Here is an 18,641-nt window from a genome sequence, read left to right as displayed (position 1 = left end):
CTGTTCCTTCTCGTTCCCGATGGCATCTCCGACTTCAGTGTCCGCGTTCGAATGCCCAATGATTCCTTCAATGACACCAGAATTTTTAGCTACCGTTCGAATTGCGTCATTCGTATTGCCGTCGTAAAGAGAATCGTCTGCGATGTGGGCTTCGATGGAGCTGCCCGTATAGATGCTCTCCCCGTAGAGGAGGGCAGCTCTGCCATCAGGGTCCTTTGCGACCTCATATAGAAACCGGGTGGTATCTGTTCTGTCGAGCCCGTCCGGCGCGGCGCTGTCCGTCAGAAAGATTGACTCCGCTCCATAGCCAGCAATTGTTCGGTTAATCTCGGGCATATAACCGGATGCCATGTGACCGAAACTTTCACCAATTTCCTTACTCACCAAGGCCGTACCACCGTCTGGTTGCGCAACGGCATGCATGACATTCTTCATGATCTCGACCTGTGTCCTGCTGTGTGGCTGGGGCCCGGATGGCGTCTCGCCGTGCGAAACGCCGGAGACCGCAGCTTCGAGTGCGTGTCCTACGGACTGCCCCCTGTCCGTATATTTGGTGCTTTCGAGTACATGGTCGAGAACGGGCTTCGAGTCAAAGGTGTTGGTGGACGCTTCGGAGTTGTGAGAGAGCGCGTCCATAAATCCGATCATGGGGTCGCGGCCGTCGCCCTTTCCGAATACAAGGTCCAACGTTTGCCCTGGTCCCTTCCAGACGTCGTTGGTGCCCATACCAGTCTGTCCCGGAGGGGCTATGTCCCCCTTGAGCAGCTTTTTTCCGTAGTCATCAAGAAACTCGGTATCGTATTTCCCCTGGCTCATCAGGCTGCTCATGACCTGGACCCCGAGAACCCCAACCGCACCCTTGCTTGGATTTGACGGATCAGGCCTGAAGTTTGTATTGCCCTCTTCGGTGATCTTCTGTTTCCATTCCTGCATTCCGATGGAATCAGAGTGGGTTGCGGTGGCCAAGGTCATGCTCAAGTTCTTTTGTAGCTCCTTGAGTTCATTCAATTCGCCTCCCTTGGCTCCGGCGTGGACATCAGCCATTTCGGACCAAAATTGCAGTGTTTCCCTGGCCCCTAGTTTTTTCGCGAACTGTTCGGCGAAGAGGCTGTCACTCTGGTACTTGTGCAAGGTTTGGTTGAAAGTCTTGAGTTCCTCGGACGACATGTCGTTCGGGTCCTTCTTCGCGATCCTCGCCATGTCGTCTGCGTGCCTGAGGGCGTCAGCGGCGGAGTCGCGGTCTTTGTAGGACGCATCGGAGAAGCCGTGCTCTGCCTGTTTGGAAATCGCGCGTAGTACCTGTGCGGCGGTTGTGTCGCTTGTGGTGGCCTTGGTGAGGATGCCCTGGAGCTCGTCGCGCAGTGCGTCGACTGCCTGCTTGCTGTTGGCGGGTTCAGGGTGGACGTTCACGAAGACTTTGAAACCGCCACCTTGCGTGCCCACAGCAGTGAGGCGCTTCTCCCATCCTTTATCGAGAGCTCGGGTCAGCTCCCCGCGATATGCAACGAGTTCGTCCCGGGTGTCACGCAGAATGTCTCGGATTGTCGTGGCCTGAGTGACGGCGTCGGCGAACTCGCCTGCAGTCTTGGTGATGAACTCTCGAGAAACAGTGGCGTTGAGGCCCGCCCAGTCTGCCTTGTCGGCTTTGCCCTTCAGGTCATCGCGGGCGTCATTCTTCAATGTCGTGAGATTCTTGACCACTTTGGACCAATCGCCGATCGCCTCGCCCAGCGAAGCGAAGTTTCCGTGGCGCAATGCCTCGAGGTCCATCAGCGTTCAGTCCTCTCGTCGAATCCCTTGTCCAATTGCGCGATACTGCTCATCTTGGATGCGATGTAATACTCGTCGCCCTGATGTGCCTTCTTGGTGAAGTCCAGGTGATTGGAGATATGCGCGCATGCATCCAGGAGCGACTGCAGCTGTTTCTCCCACTGCTTCTGCACCTGGTGGATAGCGCCACCGAGTTCAAATTCCTGCGTCGTGAGGTCCTTGGCGGCGGTCTGGCTGCTCGACCACGCGTCGCGGCCATGTCGGCCAAGGTCCTCGAACAACGCGAACGCGCTGTTCCCGACGGCTGCCAGGTCCTGTTGGTTCACCCTCAGGTCGCCCTGCTGCCCCGCCCCACCGCCGCTGCTGGGCTCAGGCGCAACCTGATTGAGCTGCATCTGCGAGGACTGTCTCTCGGCCGCGTCGGCCTTCAGCTTCTCCCATTCGTCCCATGCCATCTGTGGGTTCCTTCCCCCGTGCGTGTCGTGCGGGTGATGAGGTTGTGGCTCGGGCCGGCGAGGTGGCCCAGCTACCCGAACGGGCCGCCTGTTGCGGAGCTTCGGCGACGGGTGCGGATCACGCCGAAAGCGATTGCGGTGCCGATCAGGGCGGCGGCGCCGAGGCCCAGGGTGACCCAGAGGGTCGTGTTGTCGTCCTCCGGGGAGGCGGTTGTCGCGGCGGCCGACTTGTTGTCCTTCTTGGGTTTCCCGCTGTCACCTGTGGACTTGGAGGCGTCCGGGGACGGCGACTTGGGTGCTGCCGCTGCCAGGTCCGGGATGGGGTACTCGTCGGCCGGGCCGGGGTTGCCGGGGTTCTTCAGGGCGATGCGGGGGCGGATGACGCCGTAACCCACTACGTCGTCGCGCTTCAGGCCCTTGTCGTTGCCGCTGGCCGTTGTCATCAGGACGCGGAGGACCTGGTTGTTCGTCCAGTCGGGGTGCTTGGACCAGAGGAGGGCGGCTGAGGCGGAGGCGAGGGCGGACGCGTTGCTGGTGCCGGTTCCCGAACAGAGCCGGGAGCTGCCGGCACACGCGCTGGCGATGTCCTTCGCCGGGGCGGCGAGGTCGACCTGGGGTCCCCACTGGGAGTTCTCTACGGGTTTTGCCTTCTGGTCCACTCCACTGACGCCCACGACACCTGGGGTTGCTCCTGGGAATCCCAAGAAGTTCGAGGTGTTTCCGTTGTTGCCGACCGCGGCGAAGATCAATTTTCCTTTGCCGTTGGCGTACTTCACGGCGGCATTCAATTGTGGCGGGCTGGTATTCTCCTTGCCCGGAGAATTGAACTGCCCCAGCGAGATATTGATGATCTGGGCATCGGAATCCGCCGCGAAACGAATCGACTTCGCGATGTACTCGAAAAATCTTGCCCGTACGTTCACCTTTCCGTAGCCCTCATTCGAGGAGACCATCCGGATTGGCAGAATTTTGGCTTCTGGCGCAAGCCCGAAGACACCGTCCGCCTTGCCCTGTGCGCCCGTTGCCGCGATCAGACCAGCCATGCCCGTGCCGTGGTCTCCGTGGTCCTTGTGCTCATCGCCGGCCAGTTTCGAGTAGTCCTTGCCATCCAGAACTTGACCTCGAAGATCTGGTCCGGAATCGTCCACGCCGGAATCGATGACAGCGACTGTGATGCCACGGCCGGTACTGGTCTTCCACATCTCTTCTGCGTGCATTGCCTTCAGGTGCCACTGCCTGGCCCAGGCAGTGTCCGCATGGGCCGGAACCGTCGCAATGCCCGTCAGCAAGAGCCCGACTCCGGCCGACAGGGCCGACCGGAATCGGAACGATCGCTTACTACTGGTGCTCATCTATTTTCCTCTTGCCGATATCAGTCGATGACCGGAGGCACTGCACGCCGACTGTTCTGCTGCCAGGTCTCCTCGTCTTCGACGAGGTAGTCCGGCCGGTCGTTTCCTTCCTCGTCACGAGGTTTCCTCCGCGTGCGCGAACTCGGCGGCGGAATTGCCGCCCCGCCGCGTCCCGCTGGACCCGTCGCTTGAGGAGCGCTGCCTGGGGCGGCACCACGGACCAAGCCGGTTCCACCGGGTGTGAAGGGGCGAGTGCCTGCTCGGCTCGACTGGTTGGGACGGCCGCCCACGATGCCTCCGGTCTCGCTCGCCAGGCGGCGGCCGACAGCTGATCCGCGTTGACCTGCTCCGGCGCCTCCCGTGCCGGCACCAGTACCGGCACCCATCGGTCCGCGAGCTGCGCCTCCTGTGCCGGCGCCTCCCGAACCGGACCCCATGGGCCCGCGACCGTAAGCGCCCTCGCCACCGACGACGGTGCCGCGGGGGATTCCGCCCGGGGTGCGGTTGGTGCTGGGTGTGGGACGCCCGCCGACGATGCCACCGCCCCCGGGGGGACGTCCGGCAGATGCCTGTGCTCCGGACGTGCCCTGTCCGGGCAGCATCGGGGGACGAACACCGGAGTTCTGTCGACGGGCCCGATCCGGGGCCGAGGATGCAGGCGTCCTGCCGCCGCTCGCCGATGGAGCCAGGCCGAGGGGCGGCGCCATGCCTCCGTCCGGCCGGCTGACGGCCGGTACGTTGGCCGGTGGTGCGGCCGATGGGCCCGACGGGGCCTGCGGCAGCGTGCCTACCGAGTCGATCTCCATGCCGACCGGGCGCTCCGGTCGTACGGCGCTGGCTGAAGACGAGACACCGTCAGTTTGCTGAGCCCCGTATGCGCCTGGCAGGGAAGGTCCTGTATCACTGGAGCGGCCGCTCGTAGGCGTAGAGAGCGGCCCGGATCCGCTGCTCGAAGGAGCCATTGGTCCGCCCTCGGCGGAAGGCGGGGCTGCCTGGTGGCCGACTGCGGGCCGCCATTGATCAAAGCCCCCCATATACCGCGCCGGCGGCGGAAACGTAGGCGGCTGCACGCTGTTGACCTGGTGCGCCGACAGCTCGTACGCCTGCGCGAGCTTGCTCAGCCGCTGTACGGCCTCCTGCCTCGCCGCGTCCATCCGTCCCTGTGCGGCAGTCGCGTCCGCCTGGGAGCTCTTTGCCACTGTGCGTGCGTCGGGGTCGTTTCTGTTTTCCGGGTCCGTCGCAGCCTTGTGGTTCTTCTGGGCGCTCAGGAGATCGCCCTTGGCCTTCGTCGTCTCGGAGAGCGGGGGCATCGTGGCCTTCGCCTCGGCGACGGCCGTCGAGACCTGTTCCATCCACCGGGACGCGACCTCGCTGTACTCCCCGAGATGCAGCGTGGCGTTCGCGGTCTGGTTGCCCCACTGGCGGAAGGCGTCGCCGCCCTCGCCGTGCCAAGGCAGGCCGGCCACATGGGTCTTGATGTCCTCGCCGATCTTGGAGATCGTCGTGGCCGCTCCGGCCAGCTTGCGGGCCAGGTTCGCCGGGCCCGCCGGGTTGGCCGCCGTGAGCATCGCGACCAGCTTCTCGTGCGACATGGACTGGAAGTTTGTGCTCTTCGGCTGTGGCTTCGCGCTCATCAGAAGCCCGTTTCCTTGCTGGTGTCCTTCTTGGCAGGGCCGCCGACAGGTTGCTGGACGGTCGGGTCCCGGTCCTTGTCGTAGTACTTCTCCGCATCCGCGTTGATCGCGGCCATACGGTCCCGGATGTCCACGTCGACGTTCTCGTAGCCCACGCGCGACGCATGGACCGCGAGGCCCATTCCCTCGATCTGGGTTCCGAGGGCCTTCGACAGCTTTTCCAGCTCCTCGTGGACGACGTTGTACGACTCGAAGAGGAACTGCGCCTCAAGGAAGTCCTCGGACCCCAGATGGGCGCGGACCAGCCGACCGTCGGCCATCTTGCCCGGAGCCGCCTCGGACTTGTCGAGCTCGGTCAGCAGGTCGTCGACCCGCTTCTTGAAGCCCTTCATCTTGTCGGCTTCAATCACCAACGCCTGTTGAGGGTTCACCCCGTAAAACGTGTCGAACGACCGGCCCGTGTCCGGTGTTGACGCCCCACCCTCACCTGCCACAATTACCTCCCCGTTACTGCCAAAGCATCCCGGATCACTTTACGTATCGGCAGTGACAATGCGAGGCTGTGCGGTTCTGGTGCAATCCGGTTTGCATGGTGAGGACTTGGACACGTCGGGCTGTCCGGGCGGCGTGACGGTCACCACACCGGCTTGATCAGAGCTCGGGCTGTTGCTGCGTGGCGCAGTGGATGCCGCCGCCGCCCTCGGCGACCGTGTGGATCTCCACCGGTACGACCTCCCGGCCCGGGTGGAGCTCGCCGATGATCGAAGCCGCGTTCCGGTCCGCCTTCCGGTCGCCGAAGCGCGGGATGATGACCGCGTCGTTGACGACGTAGTAGTTGGCGTACGAGCCGAGGAAATCCGCGCCGCGGGAGCCGAGTTCGGTGGGGTCCGGCTCTGGGAGGTCGACCAGCTCCAGGCGGCGGCCGCGTGCGTCGGTGGCCTCCTTGAGGACGCTGCGCGCCTGGTCGTAGGCGCGGGTCCAGACATCCGGGGGTGTGTTCCGGGGCGGGCTGCTGAGCAGGACGACGCCGTTCTCCGCGAAGCGGGCGAGGGAGTCGACGTGGTAGTCGGTGATGTCCTCGCCCCGCAGCCCTTTGAGCCAGATCACCTTCGTGGCGCCGACCAGATTCTTGAGGGCCGCTTCGATCTCGTCGCGGGACATGCCCGGGTTGCGGTTCGGGTTGACCAGGGAGCTTTCCGTCACCAGGAGCGTGCCCTGGCCGTCGACCTCCAGTGAGCCGCCCTCGGCGGTCAGTGGTGCGTCGATCCGGGGTACGTGTTCGCGCGTCAGCACGGTACGGGCGACGCGCCCGTCGCGCTCGTGCTCCTGTTTGCCGCCCCAGCCGTTGAAGTGGAGGTCGACGCCTGCCAGGCCCTTCGGGCCGGTGACGAAGGTTGGCCCGGTGTCGCGCATCCACAGGTCGTCCACGGCGACGGGGATCACCTCAACGCCCGCCCCGCAGGCCCGCTGCGCGGCCTTCACCTCCTTGGGGGCGGCCAGCAGCACGACGGGCTCGAACTCGGCGGTCCTCTGGGCGATCCCGGCGATGTCGCGCTGCACGTCCTCGGCCAGGTCTGCGGAGGCCCAGTCGGAGTCCAGTGGCGGCCAGGCCATGAAGGTGCGCTTGTGCTGCTGAGTCTCCGGCGGCATGCGCCACCCGTCGGCCTCCTGCGCGGGCACCTTCTCCTCGCCTCCCTGGTCCGATCCGGGCCCGCACGCCACCGCCCCCGCGCCGGTCAGTACGCCCGCTGCTCCGAATCTCAGCCATGCTCGGCGGTTCGGTCCTTTCACGGCGCGCTCCTTGGTGTCGGCGTCTTCCCTGACTGAAAATTTGGTCAGCATGCAGGATAGCACCAGCCCCGGTACGCGGCAGATCCTGGCGGATGTGCTGGGCGGATCGCGCCCGTTAAATCGCTTCCTTGATCGAATTTGACGCGTAACCTGTGACTCGCCGGGGGGTGCACGTTGCTTGTGATGCAGGGCCCCCTGTGCCCAACAAGGTTCTTCGGGGGGAAACTTGAGAAGTCTCATGCGGATTTTTGCCATACCTGCTGCCGTCGTCGGCATGCTGGTAGCCACAGCCCAGCCCGCTTCGGCGAACAGCTTCGGCCCTGGCTACGCGGACAACAAGGCGCACAGCTTCTTCTATGACGACGACCTGTCGTCAGCCCAGCGTGCGGGCATGGGGTGGGCTCGTACCAAGTCGCTCGCGCCGACCGACATGACCACGAGCGTGAACAGCGCCTACAACAAGCAGGTGGACGTGTGGGGCTATGCCACCTGGCGCCCGACCGGGGACCAGCGGAGCTGGTACGCCTGGACGACCTGTATCAAGCAGGCCGGCAGCAAGTGCGACCAGCACACGATTGTCTTCAACCACAAGCTCCCGCACAGCAATTACAAGTCACTCAGCTGTCATGAGATCGGGCACAGTGTGGGGCTCGGCCACCACTCGGGGAAGAACAGCAGCTACTCCTCAGCGACTCGTTCCTGCCTCCGCGGGAACCCCGATCACACTTACTACTCGTCTCACGACAAGAGTCATATCAACGGACGCTACTGAGTCGGACGAGGGAGAGCAGTTGATGAAGAAGAAGCAGACGTACGCGGTTCCCGGCCTGGTCGCCGCCTTGGTCTTCGGTGCCACCGCATGCACATCGGCGGAGGGCGGCGGCGGCGCGGCCCCTGACAAGAGCGGCGGCGACGCGGTCTCCCAGAGCTTCTGGGGCACTCACTCGACCCCCGCCGCGTCCGAGGCCGACCCACCCACGAGCGTCACCGGCATCGCCGAGCGCGCGGACCTGGTGGTTCTCGGCAACTTCGGCGGCGTCAAGGAAGGCAGGAACTACAGCGAGGACGGCAAGCCTGCGAACCGTACGTCCAACCTTGACCTTCGGGTGGAGAAGTCGAGCAAAGCCGGTGTCGACAAGGCCGTGGTGGAGTTCACCCGGAATCCCGGTTCGCAGCTGAAGGACATCGTCGAAGACCTGCCGAAGGGGCGATACGTCTTCTACTTGAAGTCCTGGTACGAAGGCCCGGACGGCCCCGTGTACCGGTGTGCCTCCCCCGCCAAGTGCGTGGTGGGCGTGGCCGACGGCGCCCTGGAGACGCCTCGTGACCCGGGCGCCGCGGAGGACCTGAGCGAGCCGGCCGCCGCGGCACGCCAGTCGAGCGGCACGGACGGCACCTTGACGCTGGAGACGGTCTACTCACAGAGCGCGGCGGCCGTTCCTGTCAAGGTCGCGCCCTGACGAGAACTGCCTGAAGTGCCCGGGGGAGCGCCGTCGACGTCAGTGTCGGGGGCGCTCCCCTCAGCGGCTTTCCGGCAGCGCCGCCGGGGGAGCGGCGGCGCTGCTGGTCCGGGTGTGGGGGGAAGGGCTACGGCAGGTTGTGGACGTGCGGGCCGACCGTGTTGGACCAGGCGTTGCCCGCGGTCGCGTCCCAGTTCGTCGACCAGGTCATCGCGCCGCGCAGGCCCGGGTACGTCTTGGACGGCTTGAACGAGCCGCAGTTCGTGCCCCGCGTCAGGCAGTCCAGGGCGTTCTTGACGATCTGCGGGTCCACGTAACCGCTGCCCGCGCCCCGTGTTGAGGCCGGGACTCCGATGCCTACCTGGCTCGGGTCCAGGCCGCCCTCCAGTTGGATGCAGGCGAGTGCGGTGAGGAAGTCCACCGAGCCCTGCGAGTAGACCTTGCCGTCGCAGCCCAGCATCGAACCGCTGTTGTAGTACTGCATGTTGACGACGGTCAGGATGTCCTTCACGGCCAGCGCCGTCTTGAAGTACTCCGTCGACGTCGACTGCATGTCGATCGTCTGCGGCGCCATCGTGAGGACCAGACCCGAACCGGCCTTTGCCGACAGCTGCTTGAGCGCCTTCGTCAGATACGTGGCGTTGACGCCGTGCTCCAGGTCGATGTCGATCCCGGTGAAGCCGTATTCCTGCATCAGCTTGTGCGCGCTGTCCGCGAAGGCGGTCGCGGAGGCGTCGCTGTTGATCGTGACGTTGCCCTTCTCTCCGCCGACCGAGAGGATCACCGACTTGCCGGCCGCCTTCTTGGCGGCGATGTCGGACTTGAAGCCGTCGACCGACGAGTAGCCGATCGCCGGGTCGAGGGTGAAGGTGAGTTCGCCGGCGGTGGGGGTCGCATCGGCGAAGGAGACCGCGATGATGTCGTACTGCGACTGCACGGCGCTGAGCTTCTGCACCGTCGCGCCGTTGTTGAAGTTCTGCCAGTAGCCGGTCAGGGCGTGCTTGGGCACCGCCGCCGCGCCGACCGAGGCCTTGGCGTCGTCGGCGGGAGCGCCCGCGGCTGCTCCCGTGCCGGCGAGTGCCGCCGTGACGGCCAGTGCCAGGGCTGCGCCGACGCCGATCCGTCGTCGTCGTGCGCTGCTGCGAGGGCTCTGAGATGCCTGAGACGTGTGATGGGCGTGCTGAGTGCGGTCCACTTGCTGCCTCCGTGGGGGGAGAAGGGGGAGGAGTCGCTGGGACGGTGGCCACCGCTGGTCGTACAAGTTGGTTCAGACCAATTCTGTTGTCAAGGCCTCTGACAGCGTTGTCGACACGTCGGTGATCTCATCCCGGTGCAAACCGGCGTCGGAGATCCATAGGCGAAATAACGCCAACTCACGCACGAGTACGGCCATACAAGAAAAAGGAAAGGTGTTCTCCGCCACGTTGGTCGTGGATAAAGTGCTGGTGCAGCACGACGGAACAGCATCGATTTGCGCACGCCGAGACCGCGGCGGACGGAGTGAACGGGGTAGCCAACGTGCCGACCGCGATAGCAGTCACCAGCGCCGACCTGGTGCTGCCGCCCACCGACCGGCAGACGCCGACGGCGGCCCTGATCCGCGCCCCGGGCGACCAGTCGCTGGCAGCCGCGCTGGCCGATATGAACGTGATGCTTGAGCGGCACGGTTACGTCGTGGTCCTCTACCCCGCCTCCATCCCCGTCGCCCACGAACAGCGCCTGCACACCATCCGCTCCGTCCTGGAGACCGACCGGCTGGCCCTGCTGAAGCTCGACCTGCCGCCGCTCGGCGTGGCCGTTCTCGTACGACAGCTGCGCCAGTTGTCCATCTGCGACTTCAGTGCCGGGGTTGTCGCGTCGGCCGCCCGGCTCCTCTCGCACTACATCTACGCGGGTGCGCTGCTCAACTCGGTCACCAAGCTCGACCGGGTCCCGGTCAGCCTCAAGGCGCACGCGAAGTCCTGGGTGCCGGGCGCGCAGTTCGGCGTATTGGCCAGTCCCACGCCGGAGTTGATCAAGGTGGGGGGCGGGGTGACGCTCGCGGGCCCTGAGTTCGCCACCCACTTGGTGGTCGCCAAGGGGCAGCTGACCTCGGACTGGGTGACCGAGACCCTCGCCCCCGCCTGGCAGGTGCAGGGCGTGCAGGAGACGGAGCTCACCGACTATTCGCCGCGCTGGTGGGGTACGGCCAAGATGATCGAGTTCGCCGCGTTCCTGCCGGACATCTCCGTCCTGTACCAACTGGTCGCGTCCGTACGGCGGGAGCAGTGCCACTGGTGCGGCATAGAGCTCATAGGGGATCGCTGCGGGTTCTGTTCGGCCCCGCTCGCGCCGCCCGAGAGCCGGGCCCGCGCGCACCGGACGCGCGCGATCGCCGCCCTGGGGCAGGGGCCGCCCTGATGCCGTACGGGGTCAGCGCGCGCAGCACCCCGCTCACTGTCCGTTGCTCCGACCGACATTCCTGATCGAGGTAGCCCGACCCCATGAACTCACGTCAGCGCCGCGGCGTCATTCTGCTGCTCCTCTCGGTCCTCTGCGCCTTCGGCGCGTTCGCCGGCGTGCTCTCGGTGATCCGCGATGTGAACGCCAAGGTGGGACCGGAGGTCGCGGCGTACCGGCTGAAGGACAACGTGGCTCCGTACAAACAGCTCAGCGCCGCGCAGTTCGAGAAGATCTCCATGCCCGAGCGTTGGCTTTCGGCCAATGCCGTGACCGACATCTCCGAGGTACGCGGAAAGATCGCGGTCACCCAGCTCCAGAAGGGCTCGCTGCTCCAGAGCGACATGATCGTGCGCAAGCCGGAGCTCTCGGCGGGTGAGCAGGAGATCGCCATCATGATCGACGCCGCCACCGGGGTCGCCGGAAAGATCAACCCCGGCTCGCGGGTGAACATCTACGCCACCTTCGAGGGCGAGGAGAAGGGACAGCCGAACAAGTCCCAGGTCATCGTCGCCGGCGCCCGCGTCATCGACGTAGGCAAGATCACCGCGCTGGAGCCGGGCAACAACGACCGCAGCCGCAGGGCCAAGGACGCGGTGCCGATCACCTTCGCCCTCAATACGCTCGACGCCCAGCGCGTGGCGTACGCGGAGTCGTTCGCCGAGCATGTGCGCCTGGCGCTCGTGGCCGACGGCAGCGACACCACCATCACACCGCGCGACCGTGAGTACACCCTCGACGGGGACAAGTGAGGACCGGCCGTATGACGACTCGCATCCTCCCGGCGGTCGGCGACCCGGACGCCGCCCGCGCCATCATCACCCTCCTCAGCCAGCTCCCCGACGCGGAACCGGCCGCGCCCGTCATCGACTCGACCTCCCTGCTCGACACCCTCGCGACGCTCGCCGCCGAATCGCTCGACGAGCTGCCCGAGGTGGTCCTGGTGCACGAGCGGATCGGCCCGGTGCCGGCCCTCGAAGTGATCCGGGAGGTCGCGCTGCGCTTCCCGGCGGTCGGCGTCGTCCTGATCACCAGCGACGCGGGCCCCGGCCACTTCACGGCGGCGATGGACTGCGGGGCGCGCGGCCTGGTCGGACTCCCGCTGGGTTACGAGGAACTGGCGGCCCGCGTCCAGGGCGCGGCGGCCTGGTCCACCGGAGTACGCCGCCACCTCGGCGCAGGCTCCGACGTCTTCTCGGGGCCCGGCGGCACGGTGGTCACCGTGACCGGGGCCAAGGGCGGCACGGGGGCCACGGTCACCGCCGTACAACTGGCGCTGGCGGCCAAGGCGTCCGGACGCACGGTCGCGCTCGTCGACCTGGACCTTCAGTCGGGGGACGTCGCGTCGTACCTCGATGTGCAGTTCAGGCGGTCGATCGCCGACCTGGCCGGGATCGCGGACATCTCGCCGCGTGTCCTCCAGGACGCCGTCTACACCCACCCCACAGGCCTCGGCCTGCTGCTCGCACCCGCCGAGGGCGAGCGCGGCGAGGAGGTCACCGACCGGGTGGCCCGGCAGGTGGTCGGCGCGCTGCGCAACCGCTACGAGGTCGTGGTCGTCGACTGCGGCACCCAGATGAACAGCGCCAACGCCGCCGCCATAGAGTTGGCCGACCAGGCGCTCCTCATCGTCACCCCGGACGTGGTCGCGGTGCGGGGGGCCAAGCGCATGGTGCGGATGTGGGACCGGCTCCAGATCCGCAAGGCGGAGGAGACGACCACCGTCGTCAACCGCCACACCCGTAACACCGAGATCCAGCCGGCGCTCGTCGAACGCATCACGGGTACGAAGGTCTCGCGCATCGCGATCCCGGCCAACTTCAAGGAACTCCAGGCGGCCACGGACTCCGGCCGCATGCAGGACCTGGACAGCCGCAGCTCCGTCAAGCAGGCGCTGTGGGCGCTCGCGGGTGAACTGGGCCTGGTGAAGGCGCCGGAGAGCGCGGGCGGCCGGGGCAAGGGCGGCGAGCACAAGGCGCTGGCGCTGCGGGGCAAGGGCGCGCGGGCGGGCAGGGGCGGCCGGGACCGTGGCGCGGTGACGGTCGAGCTGGCGGGGATGGCCCCGCTGATCATCTTCGTCATGATCGCGATGTGGCAGGCGGTGCTGTTCGGCTACACGTTCTCGCTGGCGGGCAACGCGGCGGACGAGGGCGCGCGGGCCGCCACGGCGGCCGAAGCGAGCGGCGGCGATCCGCAGGCCGCGTGCACCGAGGCGGCGCGGCAGCGGCTGCCGGCGAGCTGGCAGGACGGCTTCGCCCCGACGTGCGGTGCTTCGGGAAACCTGTGGAAGGCCGAGGTCAGGCTCCAGACGCCGGTGCTCTTCCCCGGCGCGGGCAACTTCCCCTGGTCCGTCAACGGCAGCGGCGGCGCCGCGAGGGAGGAGACGGAGGACCAATGAAGACAGCCAATGGCGCGAAGGCGCGCGGCGGTGGGGCGGGCGCGGGCGGGCCCGGCGCCCGCCGTGCCCTCCGCGCACCCAGCGCACTCCGCGCACGCGCCCTCCGCGCACCCAGCGCACTCCGCGCCCTCCGCAGCCGGTCGCAGCGCGACCGAGGCGCAGCCATCCTCGAATTCACCGGGTTCCTCCCGATCCTGCTCTTCGTCGCCATGGCCGCCATCCAGCTCGGCCTCGCCGGATACGCCGCCTCCCAGGCCGGGACCGCCGCCCGCGCCGCCGCGCGCACCGAGTCCCTGGAGCCGGGCTCCGGCGCGGCCTCCGGGTACGCCTCGATCAGTGGCTGGATGGGCGGGCGTACGACGATCAGCGCCGGACCCGCCGGGGCCGAGACCGTGTCCGGCACGGCCGTGGTCGGGATCCCGTCCGTACTCCCCGGCATCGGCGACTTCGGCCCGATCACCCGCACCGTCGTCATGCCCAGCGATGAGGAGCCCTAAGTCCGGCGCACCCGGGGCCGACCCCGCAAGCAGCAGGACGCGCCGAACCACCCCGCCCGAATGAGGAGCACCGCCACATGAGTCTGCGGGCACGCATCACCGCCCCCGAGGAGAACGCCGGTGGGCGCGAGGACGGCCATCTGGTCGCCACCTACCGGACGAAGCTCCTGGAGGAGATCGACCTCGCGGAGATGTCCTCGCTCGCCGCCGGCGAACGACGGGCCCGCCTGGAGCGCGTACTCGCGCACATCATCAGCCGCGAAGGCCCGGTCCTCTCCACGTCCGAGCGCTCCCAGCTCATCCGCCGTGTCGTCGACGAGGCCCTCGGGCTCGGTGTGCTCGAACCGCTCCTCGAAGACCCTTCCATCACCGAGATCATGGTGAACGGACCCGACTCGATCTTCGTCGAGCGGGCCGGCCGCGTCGAGCAGCTCCCGATGCGCTTCGCGTCCACCGAGCAGCTGATGCAGACCATCGAGCGCATCGTCTCCACCGTCAACCGCCGCGTGGACGAGTCCAATCCGATGGTCGACGCCCGCCTGCCCTCCGGCGAGCGCGTCAACGTCATCATCCCGCCGCTGTCCCTCACAGGCCCCACCCTCACCATCCGTCGCTTCCCGCGCGCGTACCGGCTCCAGGAGCTGATCAGCCTCGGCACGCTCGACGAGCAGATGCTGCTGCTGCTCTCCGCGTTCGTACGGGCCCGCTTCAACGTCATCGTCTCGGGCGGTACGGGCTCGGGGAAGACCACTCTCCTCAACGCGCTCTCCGGCCTGATCCCGGAACACGAGCGCATCATCACCGTCGAGGACGCCGCCGAGCTCCAGCTCCAGCAGGCCCACGTCATCCGGCTTGAGACCCGCCCGGCCAACGTCGAGGGCAAGGGCCAGATCACCATCCGCGACCTCGTACGCAACTCCCTGCGCATGCGCCCCGACCGCATCATCGTCGGTGAGGTCCGCGGCGGCGAGACGCTCGACATGCTCCAGGCCATGTCGACCGGCCACGACGGCTCGCTCGCCACCGTCCACTCCAACAGCGCCGAGGACGCCCTGATGCGGCTCCAGACCCTCGGCTCCATGTCGGAGGTCGACGTACCCTTCGAGGCGCTCAAGGACCAGATCAACAGCGCCGTCGACGTCATCGTCCAGCTCGCCAGGCTCGCCGACGGCTCCCGCAAGGTCAGCGAGATCGCGCTGCTGGTCTCGCACGGCAGGGAGCAGTTCAAGACAACCACCGTCTCGCACTTCATCACCGAGCCGATGAGCGCCGAGCGCGTAGTGCGCGGCCGGTTCGAGCACCTCGCCCTGCCCCGCCGCGTCGCGCAACGGCTCTACCTCGCGAACGAGCCGATCCCGCCCGCCTTCGGCATCACGGAAGACAACGATCCCCTCTATTCGCGAGAGGCCCAGTAGGTACGGCCATGGACAATTCCGCACTGCTGGCGATCGGCAGCACGCTGCTCTGCGGCGTACTGGCCGTCGCCGGAATCCACACCTACACCGCCGGCCGCTCCCAGCGAGCCGCCCTGGTGGAACGCCTCGCCATCACGGGCCCGCGCCCGCTCGGCCGCCACCGGCGCTTCGCCGGCCTCGACCGGCGGCTGCGCAAAACCACGCTGGGCAAGAAGATCCAGCTGCGCCTGTCGGCCACCGGACTCGACCTGACCGCGGGTGAGTTCCTCGTGTACGTCCTGGGGGGCGTCGCCGCCCTGTGGCTGATCGCGGCCTCGGTCCTCGCGCCCTTCTTCGGCCCGGTCGCCGGTCTGGTCGCCGTCTGGAGCGGCGTCGCCTTCCTCAACTGGCAGCGCCAGAAGCGCATCGAGGCCTTCATCAACCAACTGCCCGACCTCTCGCGCATACTCGCCAACGCGACCGCCGCCGGGCTCGCGCTGCGTACCGCGCTCAGCATGGCCGCCGAGGAGCTGGAGGCACCGGCCGGCGAGGAACTGGCCACCGTCGCCAACCACTTGTCCGTCGGCCGCTCCATCGACGACGCGCTCGGCGAGCTCGCGGAGCGTCTGCCGTCGCGCGAGCTGGTCGTCCTCGTCACCACCCTCGTACTCTCCAACCGCGCCGGCGGCACCGTCGTCGGCTCGCTGCGCAACCTCACCGAGACACTGGAGGAGCGCAAGGAGACACGACGCGAGGTCCGCACGATGCTCTCCGAGGTCAACGCGACGGCGTACACGATCCCGCTGCTCGGCCTCGGCGCGATGATCATGCTCAACTCCGTCACTCCGGGCTCCATGGCCCGGATGACCAGCAACCCACTCGGCCAAATCATCGTGCTCGTGGCCATCGGCCTCTACGCGGCGGGCTTCATAGCGATGCGCCGCTTCGGCAAGATCGACGTATAGATGTACCGACGTATAGCGCCATGTCCACTGAAAGCTCCAGCGGAATCAGGAGGGAACCCCCATGGCACTGCTCCTCGCGCTGGTGGTCGGGCTGAGCGTCGCGGGTGCCTTTCAGGGCGTCAGGATGTACCGCGCCGAAGCCAAGATCCCCGGCGACCTGGCCGTCGCCCTGGAGATCGGCGCCACCCGCGTCTCCGGCCCCGAATCGGCCGTCGACCGCCTCGGCATGCGGTTCGCACCCGCCGTCCTGCGCCTGATGGGCCCGAGCCGGGTCGACCGCAAGCGCCGCAAGATCGACATGGCGGGCAACCCCGGCGGCCTCACCGTCGACCGGTACGCCGCCCGCCGCGCGATCTACGGCGCCTTCGGCGGCTTCGCGGCCGTCATCTGCCTGCTCAACGACCTGCCGCTGTTCGGGATCTTCTGCATCGCGTACGGCTGGTTCGCCGCCGACGTCACCATCTGGCAGGCCATCCGCGAACGCAAGGACGTCATCGAGCGCACCCTGCCCGACTTCCTCGACGTACTCGCCGTCGTCGTCAGCGCCGGCCTCGGCTTTCGCCAGGCACTCGACCGCGTCTCGGAGAAGTACGAAGGGCCCTGGGCCGACGAACTGCGCATCACCCTGCGCCAGATGGACATGGGCGTCAGCCGCCGCCAGGCCTTCGAGGAACTGCGCAGGCGCAACGCGTCCGAGCAGGTCTCCCAGTTCGTGACCGCGCTCCAGCAGGGTGAGGAACTCGGCGCGCCCATCGCCGACACCCTGATTCAGATCGCCAACGACATGCGCCGCACCGACGCCCAGAACTCCCGGCGGCGCGCGGCGAAAGCCATCCCGAAGACGACGGTGGTCACGCTCGCCTTCATGGTCCCGGCGACGCTGCTCCTCATCGTGACCAACATGTTCCTGGGGTCGGACACCGACTTCGGTTCGGTATTCGGCGAATGACGGCCATGTCGCTGCCCCCGAGCCACCTCAGGTACAGCGGCGCAAGGCTCGACGCACTCCAGGGAGTCACTCCCGCCTCACAGATCCCACAGTTCCCACAGGTCCCAGTGGCATCGGCGGTCTTGCAGTCCCCCTTGCCGGGGCCGGGGACTTCCGCACCCGTGACGTCCGCACCTGTCACGTCCGCACCTGTCACGTCCGCACCTGTCACGTCCGCGCCCGTCGCTTCCGCGCTCGCCGACGACGTACCGGCGCCCAGCATCCCCATCCAGATCAACGCCCTCCAGGCCCTGTGCCGCCAGGTCTTCGGCTTCCGCCTCGCGATGATCGCCCTCGGCGCGCCCTTCGCGCTGGCCAGGGCGGGCGGCCAGTTCGGCGGCTGGCTGGTCGGCGCCGCCGTGGTGTTCAGCTTCGTCGGCTCGTACGCGATGCTCCGGGACTGGGAGAAGCTCGGCCCGCTGCTCATCAAGTACCGCTCCCTGATGGGCGTAGACCTGCTCTTCGGCTCCGTCCTGCTCCTGACGGCCTCACCCGACTCGGCCCTCGGCTACGCCACCGCGTGCACCCCGCTGCTCGCCGGGCTGCTGTACGGCTGGCGGGGCGCGGGCATCTTCACCTCGATCCAGATCCTGCTCCTGGCGGCGGCGTACACGGCCTGGGCACAGCGGATGGGCAGCCCCGCCAGTACGCTCCTGATCAGCGGATTCTGTGTGGCGGCCGGGGTCATCGGGGTCACCCTGCGCAATCTGATGTTCCGCTTCGGCGCCGCGACCCAGGCCCTGTCCGAGGCCAACGCCAGACTCGCGGTGAGCGACGCGGTCGAAGGCGAACGCGCCCGCCTCGCCAGGGAGATGCACGACTCGGTCGCCAAGACCCTGCACGGCGTGGCGATGGCCGCCGACAGCCTCGCCGGCTCCGCCGACCGCCTGGACCCCCACGCCGTCCGCGACCGGGCGGGCATGGTCGCCCGCGCGGCCCGTCGCGCCGCGTCCGAGTCCCGCGAGATCCTCTCCGACCTGCGCAGGCAGGCGGACTACGACACCGCGACCGGGGGAGTGGCCGTCGGCGACGAACTCCGGGCGCGGCTGGACGACTTCGGACGGCGTACGGGCATCGCGACGGCATTCCGCCCACTCGGCGACGGGTCTTCGCTCGCCGTCCCGTACGCCGTCGCACGCCACATCCTGACGATCGCCACCGAAGCCATGGAAAACAGCCACCGTCACGCCCGCGCCACCCACGTCACCCTGGAGATCGGTCTCGTCGAGGGCGCACTGCGCATCAGCGTCCTGGACAACGGCAGCGGCCTGCCCGCGGGCATCTGCCTGGAGAACCTCCGCAAGACCGGCCACTTCGGCCTGGTCGGCATGGTCGAGCGGGCGGCCGGCATCGGCGCCCGCATCCGCATCGGCCGGGGCCGCAGCGCGGGCGGCACGGAAGTACGCCTCGAACTACCGGTCGCGGCCCTCACCCCCGCGGGCGTCCCCTGACCGATTCCACTCCCCGACCCCCACTCCCCACTCCCCGACCCCCGAGA

The 18,641-nt window shown here is 67.5% G+C and carries 17 protein-coding genes; 10 read left to right on the top strand and 7 right to left on the bottom strand.

What is annotated here, in order from left to right:
* From ABCR94_RS11500 to ABCR94_RS11475, 6 genes are all read right to left on the bottom strand, one after another.
* The coding region (locus tag ABCR94_RS11500) for a hypothetical protein (RefSeq protein WP_347119111.1) at positions 1-1,770 on the bottom strand (1,770 nt) is incomplete at its 3' end.
* Positions 1,770-2,225: a hypothetical protein gene (locus ABCR94_RS11495; RefSeq protein ID WP_347119110.1), complete on the bottom strand. Its 456-nt coding sequence runs from the start codon at positions 2,223-2,225 to the stop codon at positions 1,770-1,772. The genes ABCR94_RS11500 and ABCR94_RS11495, both read right to left, overlap by 1 nt.
* Before the next feature lie 71 nt (positions 2,226-2,296).
* Positions 2,297-3,577: a type VII secretion-associated serine protease mycosin gene (mycP, locus tag ABCR94_RS11490; RefSeq protein WP_347119109.1), complete on the bottom strand. Its 1,281-nt coding sequence runs from the start codon at positions 3,575-3,577 to the stop codon at positions 2,297-2,299.
* Positions 3,578-3,597: 20 nt separating this feature from the next.
* Entirely contained in the window at positions 3,598-5,211 is a 1,614-nt protein-coding gene (locus tag ABCR94_RS11485; protein WP_347119108.1) for a hypothetical protein, read from the bottom strand.
* Positions 5,211-5,642, bottom strand: coding sequence for a DUF2563 family protein (locus ABCR94_RS11480; protein WP_347119107.1), 432 nt, complete (start codon positions 5,640-5,642; stop codon positions 5,211-5,213). Before ABCR94_RS11480 ends, ABCR94_RS11485 begins: the two co-directional genes overlap by 1 nt.
* Before the next feature lie 220 nt (positions 5,643-5,862).
* A complete protein-coding gene (locus ABCR94_RS11475; RefSeq protein ID WP_347119106.1) occupies positions 5,863-7,002 on the bottom strand; it encodes an agmatine deiminase family protein in 1,140 nt (379 codons plus the stop codon).
* A 274-nt stretch (positions 7,003-7,276) separates the two neighbouring features.
* Here ABCR94_RS11475 and ABCR94_RS11470 point away from each other — a divergent pair, with 274 nt between their 5' ends.
* Complete coding sequence (locus ABCR94_RS11470; protein ID WP_347119105.1) at positions 7,277-7,774, top strand: hypothetical protein; 498 nt, start codon at positions 7,277-7,279, stop codon at positions 7,772-7,774.
* A gap of 22 nt (positions 7,775-7,796) precedes the next feature.
* Entirely contained in the window at positions 7,797-8,462 is a 666-nt protein-coding gene (locus tag ABCR94_RS11465; RefSeq protein ID WP_347119104.1) for a hypothetical protein, read from the top strand.
* Between the two features lie 127 nt (positions 8,463-8,589).
* On the opposite strand, the gene ABCR94_RS11460 is transcribed toward ABCR94_RS11465, so the two are convergent.
* Positions 8,590-9,582 carry a chitinase gene (locus ABCR94_RS11460; protein ID WP_521976752.1) on the bottom strand — a complete coding sequence of 331 codons (993 nt, stop codon included), beginning with the start codon at positions 9,580-9,582 and terminating at the stop codon, positions 8,590-8,592.
* Between the two features lie 398 nt (positions 9,583-9,980).
* On the opposite strand from ABCR94_RS11460, the gene ABCR94_RS11455 reads away from it, so the two are divergent.
* The 8 genes from ABCR94_RS11455 to ABCR94_RS11420 all read left to right on the top strand — a co-directional run bounded on the left by ABCR94_RS11455 (position 9,981) and on the right by ABCR94_RS11420 (position 18,594).
* A complete protein-coding gene (locus tag ABCR94_RS11455) occupies positions 9,981-10,862 on the top strand; it encodes a hypothetical protein (RefSeq protein WP_347119103.1) in 882 nt (293 codons plus the stop codon).
* 83 nt (positions 10,863-10,945) lie between these two features.
* Positions 10,946-11,653 (top strand): Flp pilus assembly protein CpaB, encoded by a 708-nt coding sequence (gene cpaB / locus ABCR94_RS11450; protein ID WP_347119102.1) that lies wholly within the window; start codon positions 10,946-10,948, stop codon positions 11,651-11,653.
* A gap of 11 nt (positions 11,654-11,664) precedes the next feature.
* Entirely contained in the window at positions 11,665-13,299 is a 1,635-nt protein-coding gene (locus ABCR94_RS11445; protein ID WP_347119101.1) for a CpaE/TadZ family protein, read from the top strand.
* Positions 13,296-13,796, top strand: a complete 501-nt coding sequence (locus ABCR94_RS11440; RefSeq protein WP_347119100.1) for a TadE/TadG family type IV pilus assembly protein — start codon at positions 13,296-13,298, stop codon at positions 13,794-13,796. The genes ABCR94_RS11445 and ABCR94_RS11440 overlap by 4 nt, the downstream gene beginning before the upstream one ends.
* Positions 13,797-13,873: 77 nt before the next feature.
* The gene (locus ABCR94_RS11435; RefSeq protein ID WP_347119099.1) at positions 13,874-15,211 is read left to right on the top strand and encodes a TadA family conjugal transfer-associated ATPase; all 1,338 of its coding nucleotides are present in this window, start codon (positions 13,874-13,876) and stop codon (positions 15,209-15,211) included.
* A gap of 8 nt (positions 15,212-15,219) precedes the next feature.
* Entirely contained in the window at positions 15,220-16,155 is a 936-nt protein-coding gene (locus ABCR94_RS11430; RefSeq protein WP_347119098.1) for a type II secretion system F family protein, read from the top strand.
* A 61-nt stretch (positions 16,156-16,216) separates the two neighbouring features.
* Positions 16,217-17,104, top strand: coding sequence for a DUF5936 domain-containing protein (locus ABCR94_RS11425; protein ID WP_347119097.1), 888 nt, complete (start codon positions 16,217-16,219; stop codon positions 17,102-17,104).
* On the top strand, positions 17,101-18,594 hold the full coding sequence (locus ABCR94_RS11420; protein WP_521976718.1) for a sensor histidine kinase: 1,494 nt from the start codon (positions 17,101-17,103) through the stop codon (positions 18,592-18,594). The genes ABCR94_RS11425 and ABCR94_RS11420 overlap by 4 nt, the downstream gene beginning before the upstream one ends.
* The last annotated feature ends 47 nt before the right edge of the window (positions 18,595-18,641 follow it).

The organism is Streptomyces changchenzhani, from assembly GCF_039766235.1.
GTDB lineage: Bacteria > Actinomycetota > Actinomycetes > Streptomycetales > Streptomycetaceae > Streptomyces.
This window is presented reverse-complemented; position numbering and strand designations above follow the sequence as displayed.

Excerpts from the sequence above, each read along its gene's own strand:
- ABCR94_RS11495 (WP_347119110.1), bottom strand. The coding sequence starts at position 2,225 with ATGGCATGGGACGAATGGGAGAAGCTGAAGGCCGACGCGGCCGAGAGA.
- mycP (WP_347119109.1), bottom strand. The coding sequence starts at position 3,577 with ATGAGCACCAGTAGTAAGCGATCGTTCCGATTCCGGTCGGCCCTGTCG.
- ABCR94_RS11485 (WP_347119108.1), bottom strand. The coding sequence starts at position 5,211 with ATGAGCGCGAAGCCACAGCCGAAGAGCACAAACTTCCAGTCCATGTCG.
- ABCR94_RS11470 (WP_347119105.1), top strand. The coding sequence starts at position 7,277 with ATGCTGGTAGCCACAGCCCAGCCCGCTTCGGCGAACAGCTTCGGCCCT.
- ABCR94_RS11465 (WP_347119104.1), top strand. The coding sequence starts at position 7,797 with ATGAAGAAGAAGCAGACGTACGCGGTTCCCGGCCTGGTCGCCGCCTTG.
- cpaB (WP_347119102.1), top strand. The coding sequence starts at position 10,946 with ATGAACTCACGTCAGCGCCGCGGCGTCATTCTGCTGCTCCTCTCGGTC.
- ABCR94_RS11445 (WP_347119101.1), top strand. The coding sequence starts at position 11,665 with ATGACGACTCGCATCCTCCCGGCGGTCGGCGACCCGGACGCCGCCCGC.
- ABCR94_RS11440 (WP_347119100.1), top strand. The coding sequence starts at position 13,296 with ATGAAGACAGCCAATGGCGCGAAGGCGCGCGGCGGTGGGGCGGGCGCG.
- ABCR94_RS11435 (WP_347119099.1), top strand. The coding sequence starts at position 13,874 with ATGAGTCTGCGGGCACGCATCACCGCCCCCGAGGAGAACGCCGGTGGG.
- ABCR94_RS11430 (WP_347119098.1), top strand. The coding sequence starts at position 15,220 with ATGGACAATTCCGCACTGCTGGCGATCGGCAGCACGCTGCTCTGCGGC.
- ABCR94_RS11425 (WP_347119097.1), top strand. The coding sequence starts at position 16,217 with ATGGCACTGCTCCTCGCGCTGGTGGTCGGGCTGAGCGTCGCGGGTGCC.
- ABCR94_RS11420 (WP_521976718.1), top strand. The coding sequence starts at position 17,101 with ATGACGGCCATGTCGCTGCCCCCGAGCCACCTCAGGTACAGCGGCGCA.